This window comes from Candidatus Paceibacterota bacterium (assembly GCA_035452965.1).
In the GTDB taxonomy this organism is placed as follows: Bacteria; Verrucomicrobiota; Verrucomicrobiia; order Limisphaerales; family UBA8199; genus UBA8199.
Genome location: DAOTCE010000001.1, coordinates 72,184 through 88,504, shown reverse-complemented (window position 1 = coordinate 88,504; position 16,321 = coordinate 72,184). Strand labels below are relative to the sequence as shown.

17 protein-coding genes are annotated in these 16,321 nt (G+C 64.4%); 4 read left to right on the top strand and 13 right to left on the bottom strand.

The features are described 5' to 3' along the window. Positions 1-200: 200 nt before the first annotated feature. Positions 201-1,034, bottom strand: a complete 834-nt coding sequence (locus tag P5205_00310) for a thymidylate synthase (GenBank protein HSA08794.1) — start codon at positions 1,032-1,034, stop codon at positions 201-203. Between the two features lie 254 nt (positions 1,035-1,288). On the opposite strand from P5205_00310, the gene P5205_00305 reads away from it, so the two are divergent. The 4 genes from P5205_00305 to P5205_00290 all read left to right on the top strand — a co-directional run bounded on the left by P5205_00305 (position 1,289) and on the right by P5205_00290 (position 3,791). Continuing rightward, positions 1,289-2,332 (top strand): hypothetical protein, encoded by a 1,044-nt coding sequence (locus tag P5205_00305; GenBank protein ID HSA08793.1) that lies wholly within the window; start codon positions 1,289-1,291, stop codon positions 2,330-2,332. A 198-nt stretch (positions 2,333-2,530) separates the two neighbouring features. Next, a complete protein-coding gene (locus tag P5205_00300) occupies positions 2,531-2,758 on the top strand; it encodes a hypothetical protein (GenBank protein ID HSA08792.1) in 228 nt (75 codons plus the stop codon). Between the two features lie 223 nt (positions 2,759-2,981). Continuing rightward, the gene (locus P5205_00295; GenBank protein HSA08791.1) at positions 2,982-3,443 is read left to right on the top strand and encodes a hypothetical protein; all 462 of its coding nucleotides are present in this window, start codon (positions 2,982-2,984) and stop codon (positions 3,441-3,443) included. A gap of 57 nt (positions 3,444-3,500) precedes the next feature. Then, entirely contained in the window at positions 3,501-3,791 is a 291-nt protein-coding gene (locus P5205_00290) for a YgdI/YgdR family lipoprotein (protein ID HSA08790.1), read from the top strand. A 50-nt stretch (positions 3,792-3,841) separates the two neighbouring features. On the opposite strand, the gene P5205_00285 is transcribed toward P5205_00290, so the two are convergent. From P5205_00285 to P5205_00230, 12 genes are all read right to left on the bottom strand, one after another. After that, positions 3,842-4,453 carry a riboflavin synthase gene (locus P5205_00285; GenBank protein HSA08789.1) on the bottom strand — a complete coding sequence of 204 codons (612 nt, stop codon included), beginning with the start codon at positions 4,451-4,453 and terminating at the stop codon, positions 3,842-3,844. 41 nt (positions 4,454-4,494) lie between these two features. Then, a complete protein-coding gene (ribD, locus tag P5205_00280; protein HSA08788.1) occupies positions 4,495-5,643 on the bottom strand; it encodes a bifunctional diaminohydroxyphosphoribosylaminopyrimidine deaminase/5-amino-6-(5-phosphoribosylamino)uracil reductase RibD in 1,149 nt (382 codons plus the stop codon). Continuing rightward, the gene (gene ftsY / locus P5205_00275; protein ID HSA08787.1) at positions 5,640-6,551 is read right to left on the bottom strand and encodes a signal recognition particle-docking protein FtsY; all 912 of its coding nucleotides are present in this window, start codon (positions 6,549-6,551) and stop codon (positions 5,640-5,642) included. The genes ribD and ftsY overlap by 4 nt, the downstream gene beginning before the upstream one ends. Positions 6,552-6,611: 60 nt before the next feature. Then, positions 6,612-7,463 carry a PHP domain-containing protein gene (locus P5205_00270; GenBank protein HSA08786.1) on the bottom strand — a complete coding sequence of 284 codons (852 nt, stop codon included), beginning with the start codon at positions 7,461-7,463 and terminating at the stop codon, positions 6,612-6,614. A 27-nt stretch (positions 7,464-7,490) separates the two neighbouring features. After that, positions 7,491-7,991 (bottom strand): transcription antitermination factor NusB, encoded by a 501-nt coding sequence (gene nusB, locus P5205_00265; protein HSA08785.1) that lies wholly within the window; start codon positions 7,989-7,991, stop codon positions 7,491-7,493. A gap of 94 nt (positions 7,992-8,085) precedes the next feature. Beyond that, positions 8,086-8,847 (bottom strand): ABC transporter ATP-binding protein, encoded by a 762-nt coding sequence (locus P5205_00260; GenBank protein HSA08784.1) that lies wholly within the window; start codon positions 8,845-8,847, stop codon positions 8,086-8,088. After that, the gene (locus tag P5205_00255; GenBank protein ID HSA08783.1) at positions 8,844-9,458 is read right to left on the bottom strand and encodes a CbiQ family ECF transporter T component; all 615 of its coding nucleotides are present in this window, start codon (positions 9,456-9,458) and stop codon (positions 8,844-8,846) included. The genes P5205_00260 and P5205_00255 overlap by 4 nt, the downstream gene beginning before the upstream one ends. Next, positions 9,455-10,414 (bottom strand): energy-coupling factor ABC transporter permease, encoded by a 960-nt coding sequence (locus P5205_00250; protein HSA08782.1) that lies wholly within the window; start codon positions 10,412-10,414, stop codon positions 9,455-9,457. Before P5205_00250 ends, P5205_00255 begins: the two co-directional genes overlap by 4 nt. 846 nt (positions 10,415-11,260) lie before the next feature. Continuing rightward, positions 11,261-12,709: a sulfatase gene (locus P5205_00245; protein HSA08781.1), complete on the bottom strand. Its 1,449-nt coding sequence runs from the start codon at positions 12,707-12,709 to the stop codon at positions 11,261-11,263. A gap of 357 nt (positions 12,710-13,066) precedes the next feature. Beyond that, on the bottom strand, positions 13,067-13,774 hold the full coding sequence (locus P5205_00240; protein ID HSA08780.1) for a hypothetical protein: 708 nt from the start codon (positions 13,772-13,774) through the stop codon (positions 13,067-13,069). 1 nt (position 13,775) lies between these two features. Next, complete coding sequence (purB, locus tag P5205_00235; protein ID HSA08779.1) at positions 13,776-15,089, bottom strand: adenylosuccinate lyase; 1,314 nt, start codon at positions 15,087-15,089, stop codon at positions 13,776-13,778. Between the two features lie 214 nt (positions 15,090-15,303). Beyond that, positions 15,304-16,167, bottom strand: coding sequence for a rhomboid family intramembrane serine protease (locus tag P5205_00230; GenBank protein ID HSA08778.1), 864 nt, complete (start codon positions 16,165-16,167; stop codon positions 15,304-15,306). Positions 16,168-16,321: the final 154 nt, after the last annotated feature.

Below are 16,321 nucleotides of genomic sequence, written 5' to 3'. Positions count from 1 at the left end.
GGGCCCTCCCAGCTTCCAACTCGCGCACTGTCCACATTTTGGACAGTGATCCTGCCCGCCGGACTTCTCCAGTCCCCGCGGACCCCGGCATCTTTCGGTGGGCGATACGGTGCCGACACGGTGATGCTACGGTGTGTATCCCATGGGGAGCGCTCCCCATGGGATACACACCGTAGCCCAACCGCACTAACAAGCTATCTTCACATCGTCTTGACCTTCTCGAGGATTTCCGGCCGTGCTTCCTCCATCATCTCGCGGACATCCTCGTAGCGCAGCGTGCGCTGCTCGAAGGAACGCTTCTGCAGCATTCCCAGGAAGCGGCCTTCGAACTCTTTGAAGTACGAACCGTAGATGTGGTAGCTGTCCACCATGTGACAGTAGCGGCCCACCTGCACCGGCTGACCGCTCAGCTCGGCGATGCGCCGGGCAATGCGCCGCTGCAGCTGCACCAGCGCGAAGATGTTCATGAACGCGGCTTTGTAAGCGTCGTTGGAACGGAAGCGGACGTTCATGCTCAGCACGTGCTGGCCTTGCTGTTCAAGCAGCCGGCACCAGATGCTCTGCATGCACGCGGGATCGTAGCAGTCGTTGTCTTCCCACACCTTCCAGGTGATGGCCTGCGCGCGGCGGGTGTGGGCCGTTTTGGCCAGCTTCTGGCAAAGGATCTCAATCTGGTCGAACGGCTTAAGAGCGGGCACCTGGTATTTGAACAGGCGCTGATGGTAGGTGTATTCCCAGCGCGTGTCTTTCGGGTCCTCGGGATTGCGGACCAGGTGGTCCTTGATGCCTTCGCAAACCTCCATGACATATTCCTGCAGCTCCGCCGGTCCGCCGGGGAAATCCTTGTGGATCATCGGCTCGGCCAGCGGGTCGGTGATCACAATGATCATCGTGGCGTCCTTGCTGGGAGGGTCTTCGGGCTTGTCGTATTCGGTCTTGAGGTTGCAGCCGTGCCGGTGGAGTTCAACCAGGGAGTTCTCCCAGGCGCGCGCGATGCAGTCGCCTTCGACGTGTAGAATTGGTATGCCTTTCATGAATGCGTTCGTGTTATCGGTCGGCAGGCCGGCGCGAACCTCATGGCGCGCGCGAGTTGTGGCCGCCGCGCTAGAGTTGCCAGCCGGGCGCAATTTGGCAACTAAATCGTGGGCCGGAAGAAGCGGACGCTGAGTGGCGAGGGTGGTCATTTGCTGGAGACTATGCAGAAACGGCTGGCGGGAGCCGATGGCCCGAAAGCCATTTGCCTTTTCATCGCCCGGCCCTACACTGAGGCCGCAACCAAATACTGCCCATGAAACGATTAGCCGCCGCGGTGCTAACTCTCCTTGCGCTCTTTCAACCCGGGGGCCGGCTCGCCCAGGCGTGGGATTACGAAGCTCACCGCGCCATCAACCAACTGGCGCTGGCCGCGTTGCCGACTAACTTCCCGGCCTTCGTGCACGAGCCTGCCGCCGCCGAGCGGATCGCCTTCCTGGCAGGTGAGATGGATCGCTGGCGCAACACCCCCGACTTGCCCCTCAAGCACTACAGCTTCCCGGACCACTACATAGACGTGGAAGAACTGGCCGATTACGGGCTTAAGCCGGAGATGCTCCCGGTGTTCCGCTACGACTTCATCGCCCAGCTCGCCCTTCACCGCGCTGCCCATCCGGAGAAGTTCCCCGAGCCTGATGCGAGTTCCAACCAGGACCGCACCCGCGGCCTCGTCGGGCTGCTGCCGTGGGGCATCGCGGAGTCCGCGGGCAAGTTGAAATCCGGCTTCTCCTACCTCAAAGCCTTTGAAGAAGCCGGTACGCCGGAGGAGATCGCCAACGCCCAGGCAAACATCGTTTACGTAATGGGGGTCATGGGCCACCTCATCGGCGACGGGGCCCAACCGCTCCACACCACCATTCATCATCACGGGTGGGTGGGAGACAATCCTCACCACTACACCACGAGCCACCGGTTCCACAGTTGGATTGACGGCGGCTATTTCCGCAAGACTGGCGGCGTGAACGTCCAGGACCTCAAGAGCCGCTTGCGCACCGCTCAGCCCGTTGCCATCAACGGCCGCCCCGCCAATCCCGAGGAGATCTTCCAGGTCGGGATGCTCTTCTTGCTGGAACAGCACAAACAGGTTGAGCCCCTCTACCAAATGGACAGGGACGGCAAGCTATCCGGCGAAGGGGACAAGGGGCTGGAAGGCAAAGCGTTCCTCGAGGGCCAACTGCTCAAGGCTGGCCAATTGCTCGGCGACTTCTGGTTTACCGCATGGCAGCAGGCCCCGCCCGACACCTTCCTCAAGGGCCAACTCGCCAGACGCCAGCGGGCGCCCGCCGCTGCCGGAAAGTAGTCATTCCGTCTGCTGAGCCCTGCGCAAAAAAAAGCGCAGCCCCACAGGCTGCGCAAACCTAAGAATGAAGACTCCCACAACCAAATCCCAGCCTATCATCGCATGTTGGCCCCTGAGGCGCTATGGGGTGTTCACCCCATACCCGGGACCGGCAGCCAGAATGAACAGAATCAGGTTTACCAGCGTCTATAGTGGGTAATGAAGCTAAGAAGTCAGAAACGGCAATCCCTGGCCAAAGGGCAGGTCTGGAAGACGGGGGCTGCGGATATTGAGATAGTGGGACTGGGCAAGCAACTGATTCACTACAAGATCACCAAACAGTTCGGGCGGAAACGGGTTAGCGCCCAGATTAGCGGCATCGAAGCAATGGCCCACTACCTGGAGGTTAACCAGGCGCAGTTGGCAAACGGGCCCTCAGCGAACTGATTGGTGACGAAGCGGTGCCGCCAAGGCACCTGATGGCGGTTTCCGCTCCGGCGCGTGCAACGCCGGGAAAGATGGTGAGAAAAGAAGCCTCGGAACCGGCACCTTTTCCAAAAAAAGCAAAGCACGGCAGGGCTTGGTGCCTATGCTTCTTGCAGAGCAGATTGCCCTTGACCGCTCCCTTATTCCAAGCAGAGGATTGCCCGCGAAAGCAAGGTCCTGTTGCATGGACACAGCAATTTCAAGACTGCGGGTGTGGCCGCTCTGGCAAAAAGCAAAGCGCTTCGTTGTCTCAGCGGTGCATGAAGATTCGGCCACCGGCGCCCGCGCGGAAGATTTTTGCACGACGCTGATTCGTTGCCTTGGCCGGGATTGTCCGGTCACCAAGGAAATGTGGTTGCTGACAGAGCTGCGGACGACCCAACTGCGGGCGATTGCTGCCAAGGACGCCGCGGCGGCGGATCTGGTCATCGTGTCGGTGCACCATGCCGAAACGCTCCCGGCCGAAGTCAAGAAGTGGATTGACCTCTGGCTCAAACAAAGAAGCAAGCGTCCTGCGGTTCTGCTCGCGCTCTTTGATCCGCTTTATCTGGGCACCTCCAGCTCGATTCAAGCCTACTTGCGGGATGTGGCCAAACGCGGGGACATGGAATTCCTGGCCAGCTCGGAGGAGAAGCCGGAGGACTAGGCGCAGCACCAGCGATGGAAGAGGTTCGATCCCAGCCCGTGAATCCGAGGTAGTACCATGAAAAAAGGTGTGTGGCTCATTCTCGCCGGCCAACTGGTGTTGACTGGTTGCGCGCGGCACTACGTGATGAAACTGACCAACGGCTCAGAGATCATCACCGCCTCCAAACCCCAGGTTAAGGAGGGAATTTACCACTACAAAGACGCCAAGGGTGAGGAGCATTTCGTGGCCGTGTCGCGCGTCCGCGAGATTGCGCCTGCCACGATGGCAAAGCGGGACAGCAAGCCGCAGCCGGTAAAGGATGGGTCGCCCAAGAAGCGGAAGTGGTATCTGCTTTGGCTGTATTGATGGCGCCCCGGCTTGCGCCGGGGCCGGGCAGGCGGGCCCTGCCATCCGCTTCAGCGGCGCGCGCGGGCGGCCAGGAACTTCTCGACGTACTTGCCGAGCAGATCGGCTTCCAAATTGACCGCGTCCCCTACCTTGCGCTCGCGCAGCGCGGTGACCTCATAGGTATGCGGAATGATCCAGATGCGAAAGCCCCGCTTCTGCACGCCGGCCACCGTAAGGCTGATGCCGTCCACCGCCACCGAGCCTTTGAACACGATGTAGCGCATTACCTCCGGCGCAGCGGCAATGTCCAGCACATGATCCTGCCCCTGCCGTTCCCAGCGCGTGATCCGACCGACGCCGTCAATGTGCCCCGTCACGAAATGCCCGCCCAGGTTCCCGTCGGAGCGCAATGGACGTTCCAGATTCACCAGCGAGCCGGATTGGGCGAACTGCAAGTTCGTCCGCTGCCAGGTTTCCCGCAACAGGTCGAACTGCGCCAGCTTGTCCTTGCCGCGCGCAGCCATCTTCACCACCGTCAGGCAGCAACCATTGATCGCCAGGCTCGCGCCCACGCTCAACCCTCGCCCGCAGCGATTGGTCCGCACGGTCAACTCGATGGACCTGGCCGCCGGTTTGATCCGCTCGACCGAGCCTGTTTCTTCCACAATTCCAGTAAACATGTCCGAATACTAGTTCCGAAACCCGTAATCGGAAATCCTAATCAGCGGGAGACAACTCGAGCGCTCAGGAGCCAGTCCGAGCCAAGCTCCCGCCACTTCAAATCGCTCAAACTCAAGCTCTCCCCCAGCGTCCGGGCGCCTTCGCCAGCCACTGCCCGACGCGAATCACGACCCCCCAGTATCATTGGCGCATAGAAGAATGCGACCCGCTGCGCCAGTCCTTGCAACAGGAACGACGCGTTCACTTCTCCACCTCCCTCGACCAACAAGTTGGTGACATTCTCCGCGCCCAACCGCCGCAACAACCACCGCAAGTCAATCCCTTGCTCCGCCGTTGGCGCACACAGCACGTTCACCCGCTCCGCGAGCGCCGCGACCCGCTTCCGAGGGGCCGATTTGCCTACCACGATCGTCGTCAAGGCCGCCAGATTATCACTCGCGATCCGGGCCTTGGCAGGCGTCCGCGCCATCGAATCCAGCACAATGCGACGAAGCCCCCGAACGGCGCCCGCCGTCCGAACGCCGGGTCTGGCCATTCTTACGGTCAGGCTGGGATCATCTGCCAGAATGGTGTTCACCCCAACCAGAATTGCATCCGCCCCGCACCGCAATTTCATCCCGTAAGTCCGCGCCTTCTCGCCCGTAATCCATTTTGATTCACCCGCGGCCGTAGCGATCTTGCCGTCGAGAGTCATTGCCGCCTTGACCGTCACGAACGGCGTGCGTCGGACGACCCAGTGATTAAACGGTTCATTGAGCCGCGCGCATTCTTCGGCCAGCACACCGTGAGTGACTGCAATTCCTGCCCGGCGCAACATCCTGAACGCCCGGCCGGCATGCCGCGGATTCGGGTCCGTGGCGCCCGCCACCACTCGCCGAATCCCCACCAAACGGATTACATCAGTGCAAGGCGGCGTGCGACCGTGGGTGCAACACGGCTCCAGTGTCACATAGAGCGTCGCGCCCCTGCTGCTGTTGCCCCGCTCCCGCGCATCGCGGAGCGCCTCAACCTCCGCATGCGGGTCGCCCGCGCGGCGATGCCAGCCCCTTCCGATGATCTCGCCTCCGTTCACCAGCAAGGCCCCCACCATTGGATTGGGCGAAGTCGTGCCAAAGCCGTGGCGGGCCAGGCGCAGGGCGACACGCATGAAGCCCGCATCCCGACCAGAGCCTGACGCCCTCTCGCTCATTCCGCGAACAACGCCCCGGCGAATTGCTTCGCGTCGAAGGGTTGCAGGTCATCCGCCTGTTCTCCCAGCCCCACGTACTTTATAGGCAGCCCCAATTCCTTCTGGATGGCCACCACCATACCCCCCTTGCTGGTGCCGTCTAGCTTGGTAACGACCAACCCCGACAGCGGAACCGCCTTGTTGAATTCCCGCGCCTGGTTCAACGCGTTCATGCCCGTCGTGGCATCCAGCACCAGCAACACCTCGTGCGGCGCGCCCGGGAGCAGCTTTCCCATTACCCGGTGCAGCTTCTGCAACTCTTGCATCAGGTTATGCTTGGTATGCAGCCGGCCGGCGGTATCCACGAACAGGTAATCCGCATGGCGCGCCTGTGCCGCCGACACAGCGTCGTGGGCCACCGACGCCGCGTCCGCGCCGTAGGCCCCCGCAATGACCTCAACCTTCAGCCGCTGTCCCCAGTGTTTGATCTGCTCAATGGCCGCCGCGCGGAACGTGTCGCACGCCGCCAGCAACGCCTTTTGCCCCCGCGACTCCGTCAGGCGGGCCAGCTTGGCCGCAGTGGTGGTCTTGCCGGTGCCATTGACGCCGACGATCGAAACCACCGTCAACCCCTGCGGCGCCTTGCACAATTCAGCCCGGTTCGCGGCGAAACTCCGTTCCACCTCGCGCTGCGCCACCGCGAACACATCCAGCCCCACCGCGCCCTGCGTTTCGTAAGCCTGTTTGACCGCGCTTACAATCTGGCCGGTCATGGCGAGTCCCAGGTCGGCGGCGATTAGGCTGGCCTCCAGTTCCTCGAGCGCCGCGGCGTCCAGCCGGGGCGACCGGGTTACAATGCGTTTGATCTCGTGCGCCAGCTTGCTGTGCGTCTTCTGCAAGCCGGCTTTGAACTTGGCGAATAGTCCCATGGATTGTGAGGTTCAGAGTTTAGGGCCGGTCAGCCCCTGCTGCAATTGTAGCCGGGAAATTCATGGTGCGGGGTGCGGCGCAGCGGCCCGCCGGCGTTCTGCCGCTCGCGCGCGGAGCTTCTCCACGCACCTGTAAGGCACCTTCACCGTGCCAATCAGCGGCTTGCCTTTGCTCAGGCCATGGCAATCCGAACCGCCGGTTACCAGCAAACGAAACCGCTCGGCCAGCTCCAGGTAAATCTCCGCGGTCGCCGTCGAATGCTTTGTGTGGAAACACTCGATGCCGTCCAACCCAGCCTGAACCAGCGCCGGGATGCCCGCGTCGGTGCGATTCAATCCCGGGTGTGCCAGCACCGCCACTCCTCCCGCCTGGTGAATCAACTCGATCGCCTCTTCCCCTCGCATCTTGAACTTGGGCACCCACGCCGGGCGATGCTTTTTGAGAAAGCGTTCAAAAGCCTCATCCAGATTCCGGCAAAGGCCCGCCGCCACCAGCGCGCGCGCCACATGCGGCCTTCCGGGCGCCCGGCAGTTCGCCAGTTCAAACACCGCGTCGGCCGAGAGCGGCACCTGCAATCGGTTGATCCGCGCCACCATCTCCCGAATGCGGTTCTGGCGCACGGCCTGGCATTGGGCAATCCGCGTCAGCAGCCGGACATTCCGGGTGTCCATGTGATAGCCTAGAATATGCAGCTCATCGCCATCCTGCTCCGCCGTCAGTTCGATGCCCGCGATAAACTCGATGCCCGCCGCCTCGCACGCCCGCGCGGCCTCTGGGCAGCCTTCCACCGAATCGTGGTCGGTCAGCGCAATCGCCGCCAGCCCGCAGCGTTGCGCATGGCCCACCATCTCCTCCGGCCCGTAGGTGCCGTCGGAAAAGCAACTATGCAGATGCAAATCAGCGATCCGCATGCTGGCTCCAGTTGGAAGGCATCGGGCTCATTGGATGCCCCGGGCCGGCCGCAGCAACTCCCCCTTCACCTTGTCGAGAATGCCGTTCACGAATTTCCCGCTGTCCTGCGTGGAGAACTTCTTGGCGATATCCACGGCCTCGTTGATGCTCACCACCGGCGGAATGTCGTCGCGATGCAGCATCTCGTAGATCGCCAGCCGCAACACATTGCGGTCCACCGCCGCAATCCGGTGCAGCTCCCAGTTCTTCGCATGTTTCCGGATTACCCCATCCGCTTCCTCGCGGTGCTCCAGGGAGCCGCGGATGAGCGGATCGGCAAACTCGCGGATGGCCTTCTCGTCGGCCGTTGGCGGCGGCAGTTCCACCGGCTGGCCCCACGTCGCGGCTCCCTTCTCCCCGGCAATGGCCGCTGCCCGCTGCGACTCCCAGAAATGCTCCAGCTCCGCCTGCAGGTCCTCCACCGGGTTCAGGTCGTGCTGAAACAGAAACTGCACGGCACGTTCACGCGCTTCACGTCTTTTGCCCATGCACCTAGCATGCCGCAGAACACGTTGCGAGGCAATGCTCCAACACCCCGCGCACCTCACCCCGCCGACGGCCGCCTCGAATCTGCGCCGCCCTTCACCCCGCCTCGCCGTGCGGATGCCTGTGCCGCAGGATATGCGGCCGCTCCAAACCGTGCGCCAACATCAGCTCTTCGTTGTTGAGGAGGTCGGTCACCGGCCCGTCCGCCACCACCGCCCCGTGGTCGAGCACCATCGCCCGCGCGCAGAGCTCGACGACCAGTTCCAGGTCATGCGTCGCGATCAGTTTCGTGGCCGGTATCCCCCGCAGCAGCGCCTTCAACTCGCGTCGGCCGCGCGGGTCCAGATCACTGGTCGGCTCGTCCAGCACCAGCACGCTCGGCTGGCACGCCAGCACGCCCGCCAGGCAGGCCCGGCGCTTCTCCCCGTGACTCAGGTGATGCGTCGCACGGTGGCCAAAGCCCGCCAAACCGGTCTGCGCCAATGCCTCCCGCACACGCGCCTGCACCTCCGTCTCGCTCAACCCCAGTTGCCGCGGGCCAAACGCCACATCCTCCGCCACGCTCGGGCAGAACAGTTGATCGTCCGGGTCCTGGAAAACCAGCCCCACCTGCCGGCGGATGGCCTCCACGCTGTCCGGCGTGACGGGTTGGCCCAGGATGCGCACCGCTCCGTCCGAACCGGGTTTCTCCGGCAGGATGCCGTTGAGGTGCAACAGCAATGTGGATTTGCCCGACCCGTTCGGCCCCAGCAACCCCACACACTCGCCCGGCGCGACCCGGAAGTTCACCCCCCGCAGCGCCTCAGTGCCGTCGTGGTAACGGTAGCTCAGATGGCTGATTTCGATCGCCGGATTCATCTCCAACCCCGCGCGCACATGGCGTCGTAAATGCGTTCAGCCCGCTCCGAGGCGCGCACGAATAGCTGCCCCACCACCGTGGACAACGCCTGCCAGCGCGCGCGGCGCGCCCGCGCAAACGTCCGGCTCGCGCGCGCCCGGCGCATCCGTTCCGCCTCCTCCACCAGCACAAACAGGTAGCGGTGCATCAGCGCGATGGTCGTGATCAGCAGCCCCGGCACATGCGCCGTCTTGAGAACCCGCAGGATTCCGCTGAACGGCGTCGTGTTCGATACCAGGATCACCGTTAGCAGGCATATGCCGCTCTTGGCCGCCACCATCCGCCAATTCCCTGGCGCCCCGGGCTGAAGCGCATTGACCAGCGCCACGCTCAGCACGAACGGTGACAGCCACGCCAATCGCTTCAGCAGGAACAGCAACGGCACCCGGCTCAACGCCACCCCCAACGCCAGCACCACCGCCATGGCGGAATACCAACCCCACGCCGCGGGCGGCGCCAGCACCGTGCCGACAATCATCCCCAGCGCCAGGCCCAGCTTCAGCCCCGCCGGCAGTCGCGACACCGCGCTGTCCCGCAGGCTGTGATGATGGCCAATCCAGTTGCCAATCATGGCTTGGCGACAGGCGCCCTTCCTTCCTGGTCCCGCACCAGCGACCGGGCCAGCAGCAGGGCCAGCACGAATACCACCGCTGCCCCAACCACGCCGGCCAGCGCCGTCGCGCCCGCCGCCCATTGCACTCCCGGCAACTGGTAATCCGCCGCCGGTGCCGACACCAGCGGGGCAACCGCCTTGTGCTCGATACCCAGCTTCGCGGCGGCCGCCTCCAACCCATCCGGCCAGGGACATGCGAACGGCGCCACGAACACCGCCACCCCCAGCGTCGCCAGCAAGCCGTAGAACCCCAGCTCGCCCCACGACCGCTGCGGTTCGGCCCCGCTGCGATCATCGGTCAAGTCCGGCCGCACGCGCTGGATCGCCAGCAGCACCAGCGCGCTGATCAGGCCCTCGCCGATCCCTATCACCATGTGCACGCTGGTCATCGCGGTAAACGCCGCCGCCCAGGGGACCGTGCCCGACCACGCCAACTGCCCCGCGCAACTGACCGACGCCAGCACCGTCGAACACCAACCCGCGAACGCCACCGCGGCCACCTGTCCGCGCGTGCCCGCCAGCCAGCGGCACACCAGCCAATAAATCCCGTAGCCGCCCGCCACGCCGACAATGGCCATGTTGAAGATGTTTGCCCCCAGCGCCAGCACGCCCCCATCGGCGAACAGGAAACACTGCACAATCAGCACGGTCGTCAGCACGGTGATCGCGGCGCCCGGACCGAGCAACGCCGCCGCCAGCACCCCGCCCACCAGGTGCCCGGAGGTCCCTGCCGCCACCGGAAAATTCACCATCTGCGCCGCAAACAGGAACGCCGCCGCCAGCCCCAGCAACGGCACCCGCCGCGCCGGAAGCCGCCGCCGCACCTGGCGCAGCGCGATTCCCACCCCCGCCGCCGACAGTGCGATCGTGGCAACGGCGGTCTTCCCATCAATGAACCCATCCGGTATGTGCATGACAATCTGCTCCCCCAGTCTCTCAGTACCCGCCCGGCGTTTCAACCGTCCGCTGCCGCCTGCGCCCCTCCGCGGCAGCGCGCATGCATGCAGGCGCGCGGGCATCGTGCCCGCTTGTCTGGCCCGCAATCCGCAAAGCGGACAAAATGCCCGCGCTCCTCCGGCAGCTTCCTGCATACGCGCTGCCAAAACTACCCCGATCCCGCCGGAGTTTCACCGTATCCTCACCGTATCCTCACCCTGTCCACACCGTGGATACAACCTTGACACCTTGGAGGGCAGTTCGCGCAAACTGCTGTGTTACAGTCACTTACAGCAAAACGGTTGCGCCAGGCGTCATTTTGCCCGAAATCTGATGTAAGTCGCGCAACCGGAGTGTGTTATGCGCCAAGCGCAATTTGGGGCGTAAATGCGGACTTTAGCGGATTCCCCGCCGCCCTCCAGCTCCCCCCCCCTCCAAAACCATGAACGATGCTAATACAATTGAGCGCTCGTGCCAGAGCCCCGGAGAGCTTGGGTGACCGTGGCTCAGGCCTGTTTCCTCTTCTTCTTGCCGCCTTTCTTCTGGCCGGGGCTGGCCCCTTCGACCGGCTTGTCAACGTAGTCGGGGACGCGGTATTGGGTGAGCTTCACCTGTCGTTCGAATTCGGCCTGCAGGCGAGCGAGCGGATCCTTGCGGGCGGGGTCGCGGGTACGGCCGCCAGCAGCGCCGCGGCGAGTCGGAGAATCTGATGGTTGTGCATACCCGTCTGCTACGCCGTTGCCAGCGGAGCTTCTCCGCGGCAACGGGACGGGAATCTGCCATAACCCGGCCCGCCGGGGGAATCACTCAGATGAGTGATGCTCTTACTTGCGCGCCTTCTTCCGCAGTTTGACGGGCGCCCCTTTCTCGGCCCCCGCGTTCCGCGCGCCGCCGATGTCGGGCTGGTTCTGCCTGGGCATCGCCTTGCCCAACTCGGCCAGCCTGTCGCTGGCCTCCGGTTCGCCGGCCAGGTTGGTCCACTCGTAGGGGTCCTTGCGTTCGTCGTAGAACTCCTCGCCGCCGTTGGCGTAGCGGATGTAACGGTAGCCCTCGGTGCGCACCGCGTGGTTCATATACTTGTGCGTGGTGATGGCGGGCTGGTCCCAGGGCGCCTGTGGATCGGCCAGCAAGGGACGGAGGCTCCGCCCCCCGACGTGGGCGGGCGTCGGGATGCCGCACAGGTCGGTCAGCGTCGGGTAGATGCTCATAAAATCCACAGTGCGATCGCAGCGCCCGTTGGCCCGGGTCAGGCCGGGCACGACCCAGATCAACGGTGCGCGGGTGGCTTCCTCCCACAGCGCGAACTTGCGCCAGTGTTGTTTCTCGCCCAGGTGCCAGCCGTGGTCGCCCCAGAAGCAGATGAGCGTGTTGTCCCGGTAGGGCGACTTGTCGAACGCGTCCAGGAGCCGGCCTACCATCGCGTCGCAATATGATATGGCGGCCAGGTAGCCCTGCACCGCTTCCTTCCAGCGCCCGGACGCCAGCATGCGGGCGTGGTCGCCCTCGGGCCGGGCCATGCGCACCCCGGCGGGGGGCAGGTCCTGGAGGTCGTCCTCGCGGTGCGGCGGCAACTGGATGTCCTTGAGCGGATGCATGTCGTAGTACTTGCGCGGCACGTTCCACGGCATATGCGGCTTGTGCAGTCCGACCGCGAGGAACAACGGTTGCTCGCGCTTCTGCCGGAGCTGCTCAATGCCGTACCCGACGATCTTCCACTCGCGCAAATCCTCGTCCCCGCAGTCCAGCGGGGCGAACTTGATCCCACCCACGCCCGTGTTCGTTCCCTGAGGTTCCGGATCGCGGCCTGCGCTCGGGAGATAATCGTCCCACTCGGCGGGGCGGGCGTAGGACTCATGATAAATCTTGCCGGCGCCACAGACAAAGTAGCCGGCCTTGCGGAAGGTCGAAGTGAGCGGGAGGTCCTTCGGGACCACGGTGCGCCAGTCGTTGTTGTTCTCATAGACGCCGCTGGTGTACGGCCGCAGGCCGGACATCAGCGCGGCGCGGGAGGGATTGCAGACCGGCGCGGCGCAATAGCTGCGCGTGAACCAGACTCCCCGCGCGGCGAGTTTGTCTATGTTCGGGGTCTTCGTCTGCGGGTTGCGGCCCAGATAGCCCACCCAGTGGTTCAGGTCGTCAACGGCGATGAACAGCACATTGGGTTTGGCGGGGAGCTTCGGCGCGTCTGCAGCGCAAGTAGTGTTGGGACAGGTGTTTGCCGTTAAGAGCGCCAGGGCGCCAACGACCGAGGTTTTCCAGAATACAGGTTTCATGTTCCTCTGAAGCAAGACGCCCGGATGCGGCCGGCGGTTTCCACAAGCTTGGGCAACCTCCGGGAGTCGGTGCGGGAGCATCCAGAAGGTCCGGTCCCGGCCGACCGGACTGGGGTGTCGAGGAACCTGCCCAAAACGCCCTTCGTCGTGGCCCCCCTCTTCCGCCGCCTTGGCTGCGTTGCCCGCTGGCGCAGGCCGGATTGCCCCGCTCGGTTCTTCGCTGTTCTCGGTGGAATAGTGGCGGCGGAGGGAAAGCTCCGGAGGAGCGCCATGTTTATAGCACCGACTGGAGGAGGGCGTTCGACGCCGCTCCTACTTTAGCGGAATCCCCGCCGCTCTCCAACTCCACCCGCGAGCTTAACGCGGGAACGAGTCCACCTTGGGCGCGAGGCGCGGGCGCTTGTCCAACTCGAACACCACCCGTTTGCGGCGGACGGTGAAACTGGTTTGACCGGCCAGGGCCGTGGCTTCCAGCGCCTCCCAGCCGGTCAAATTCCACGCCGCGAAGCTGTGCCGGTAGAAATGCCACGAATCGTAGGAATGCAGCACGGGCCGCATGTCCGTGCCCAGCGATGACTTCAGGATGGGCTGCAAGTGATTCCAGTCGCGGTCGTCATAGACGCCATGCGGGACAAACCGGCCCTGCTGGAGCTGCCGCGCCGTGCGCGCATGTTTGATGGTGATCGCGGGTTCCAGCAGGTCCTCCGTGGTGTGCAGCAGCAGCAGCGGCGCGCGAAACGTCGCCTGGATGAGCGTTTGGTTGGTCAGCGCGCCGACCGCCGTGAGCAGCGAGGCCGGCCCCCCGGGCAAATCCGCCCGGGCGCGGCGGAAGAAGTAGAACTCGTCGGTCGCCCCGGGCATGAAGATCAGGGCCTTCACGACATCGTTCGACTGGAGGGCGCGCAGCATGAGGCCAACGCAGTTGGTGCGGTTCAACTGCGCGACGTTCGTTCCGAGCGGCATCCGGCTCAACGCGCTCGGCCACGTCTCCGCCACGCCCGGCGTCAGTGGGGCGAGGCAGATCACTAGGCCAAGACCGCGCCGCATCACGTTCCAGCCGCTCATCTCAAAGCCCCAGCTTCCGGAAACGGCGCTTCACTTCCCGGAAGTGAAACTCCAGCGAGCACAGCGCCTCCAACTCGCCCCGGCTGAAGTGCCGCGCGACCTCGGCGTCGGCCTTGAGCTGCGCGAGGAAATCCGCGTCCGCGCGGCCCGCGTGCTTGGCCTGCCAGGTCCGCATCGCGTTCCGCTGCACCAGCTCGTACGCCTGCTCCCGCGTCAGCCCCTTCCGGATCAGCGCCAGGAGCACCGTCTGCGAATTCCACAGGCCCAGCGACAACTCCAGGTTCCGCCGCATGTTCCCCGGATAAACAATCAGCCCCTCCACCAGCTTCGTCAGCAGCGTCAGCATGTAATCCAGCAGCGTGCAGGAATCCGGGAAGATGATCCGCTCCACCGAACTGTGGCTGATGTCGCGCTCGTGCCACAGCGCGACATTCTCCAGCGCGGCCACGGCGTTGCCCCGCAACACCCGCGCCAGGCCGCTCAGCCGCTCGCTGGTGATCGGGTTGCGCTTGTGCGGCATGGCGCTCGAACCCTTTTGGCCCTTCGCGAAAAACTCCTCCACCTCCAGCACCTCGGTGCGCTGCAGATGCCGGAACTCCGTCGCCCAACGCTCCACGCTCGCCCCCGCCAGCGCCAGCGCGCCGATGAACTCCGCGTGCAGATCCCGCTGCACCACCTGCGTCGCAATCGGCGCCGGCCGCAGCCCCAGCTTCCGGCACACAAAGGCCTCGATTCGCGGCGACAGATGCGCGCTCGTGCCCACCGCCCCGGAGAGCTTGCCAACCGCCACCGTCTCCCGCGCCGCCTCCAGCCGCCGCAAGGCCCGGCCAAACTCGTCATACATGAGCGCCAGCTTCAACCCAAAGGTCGTCGGCTCGGCGTGAATGCCGTGGCTCCGGCCAATCATCGGCGTGAACCGGTGCTTCCGCGCCTTGGCCGCCACGGCCTTTCGCAGCCCCTTCACGTCGGCGATCAGGATGTCCGCCGCCTGCGTCATCTGCACCGCAAACGCCGTGTCCACAATGTCGCTGCTCGTCAGCCCAAAATGCAGCCAGCGGCTGGCCGGTGCGCCGATGTTCTCCGCCACGTTCGTCGTGAACGCGATCACGTCGTGGTTGAGCGTCCGCTCCAGTTCCCGGCACCGCTCCACGCTGAAGGCCGCGCGCCGCTTTATCCGGGCAAAGTCTTCCCTGGGCACCAGTCCCTCGACAGACAACGCTTCACTGGCGAGCAGTTCGACTTGGAGCCAGACCTCCAGCTTGCGTTGTTCGCTCCAGATTTCCCGCATCGCGGGCCGCGAGTAACGTTGAATCATGCGCCCACTCTATGCAATGGGCGTAAGGGTTAAAACGTTAAAAGCGTGAAACGGGGTGACCTCACGCGGCGCTGGGCGTGACAGCCGGAACATCTCACACCTGCGAAGTCGGCGCGGGGGCATCCCGCCCGCTTACACGGTTTGAGTTCTCCAAGCGGGCAGGATGCCCGCGCGCCGGTCTGCCGCATTTCGGGCGGAGCATGGGGCATCCGCCCTAGCGTCTGGCCATTTTCTCCCGCGCCGTTTCCAGGATACGGCGCTCGCGCTCGGTGAGGCTTTGGATGCCGTGGGCCGAAATCTTGTCCAGGATCGGATCCACTTCCCGGCTCAGAAACTCCTCCGGGGGCAGTTCCGCATCCGCGCCGCCCCGTGCCGGCCCCCAGCGAGCCGAGCTCGGCCGCGAGACCGTCACCACCGGGCGCAGCGGCGAGCGCTGGATCCGCCGGAGACGCGGCCAGCGCCAGTCCCAGTGGGCGGCATAGCGCACAAACGCAATGCCGGCGAGCATGCCGCCCAGGTGGGCGGCGTGAGCGATGTTGTCCGTGGGGAAGACAATGCCGAACACCGCCAGCAGCGCGCTGAACAACAACAGGAACTTGGCCCGCATGCTTACCGGGATGATGAAGAACAACAGCAGCATCAGGGGCCGCTCCGGATAGAGCACGGCAAAGGCGGCCACCAACCCGAACGCGCCGGCCGAAGCGCCGACCACCGGCGCCGCAAACGCCCCCCCCACCAACACCCCCAGCGACGTTTGGAACAGTCCGCCCATGACGCCGCTGGAAAAATAGAGCGCCAGAAACTTCTTCCCGCCCAGCGCCTCTTCGATGGCCCGGCCGAAGACGTAGATCGCCCAGCAGTTGAGCAGCAAGTGCAGCCATCCCCCGTGCAGAAACTGGTAGGTCAGCAACTGCCAGACAAAACCGTGCCGCAGCCCTTCCACGCTCAGTGCGAGGTAGCTGTGAAGCGGGAAGGCGGACCAGCGCTCGAGGGCGTTCTGCACCACGAACGCAACCACGTTCACCACCAACAGCACCACCGTCGCCGACCACGACAACGGAAATCGCGGATGGCGCATATAGTGACGGTCCTCAAGCATATGGTCTCGGGTGGAACGTAATCGCTGCGAAGTGGTTTTTCAAACCGGCTTTTGTCCGTTGGCGCCGGCCGGCTCAGCGCGCGACATTCGCCTTGCCTGCGAATCCGGATACCACCACGCTGGGGCCGTGCAG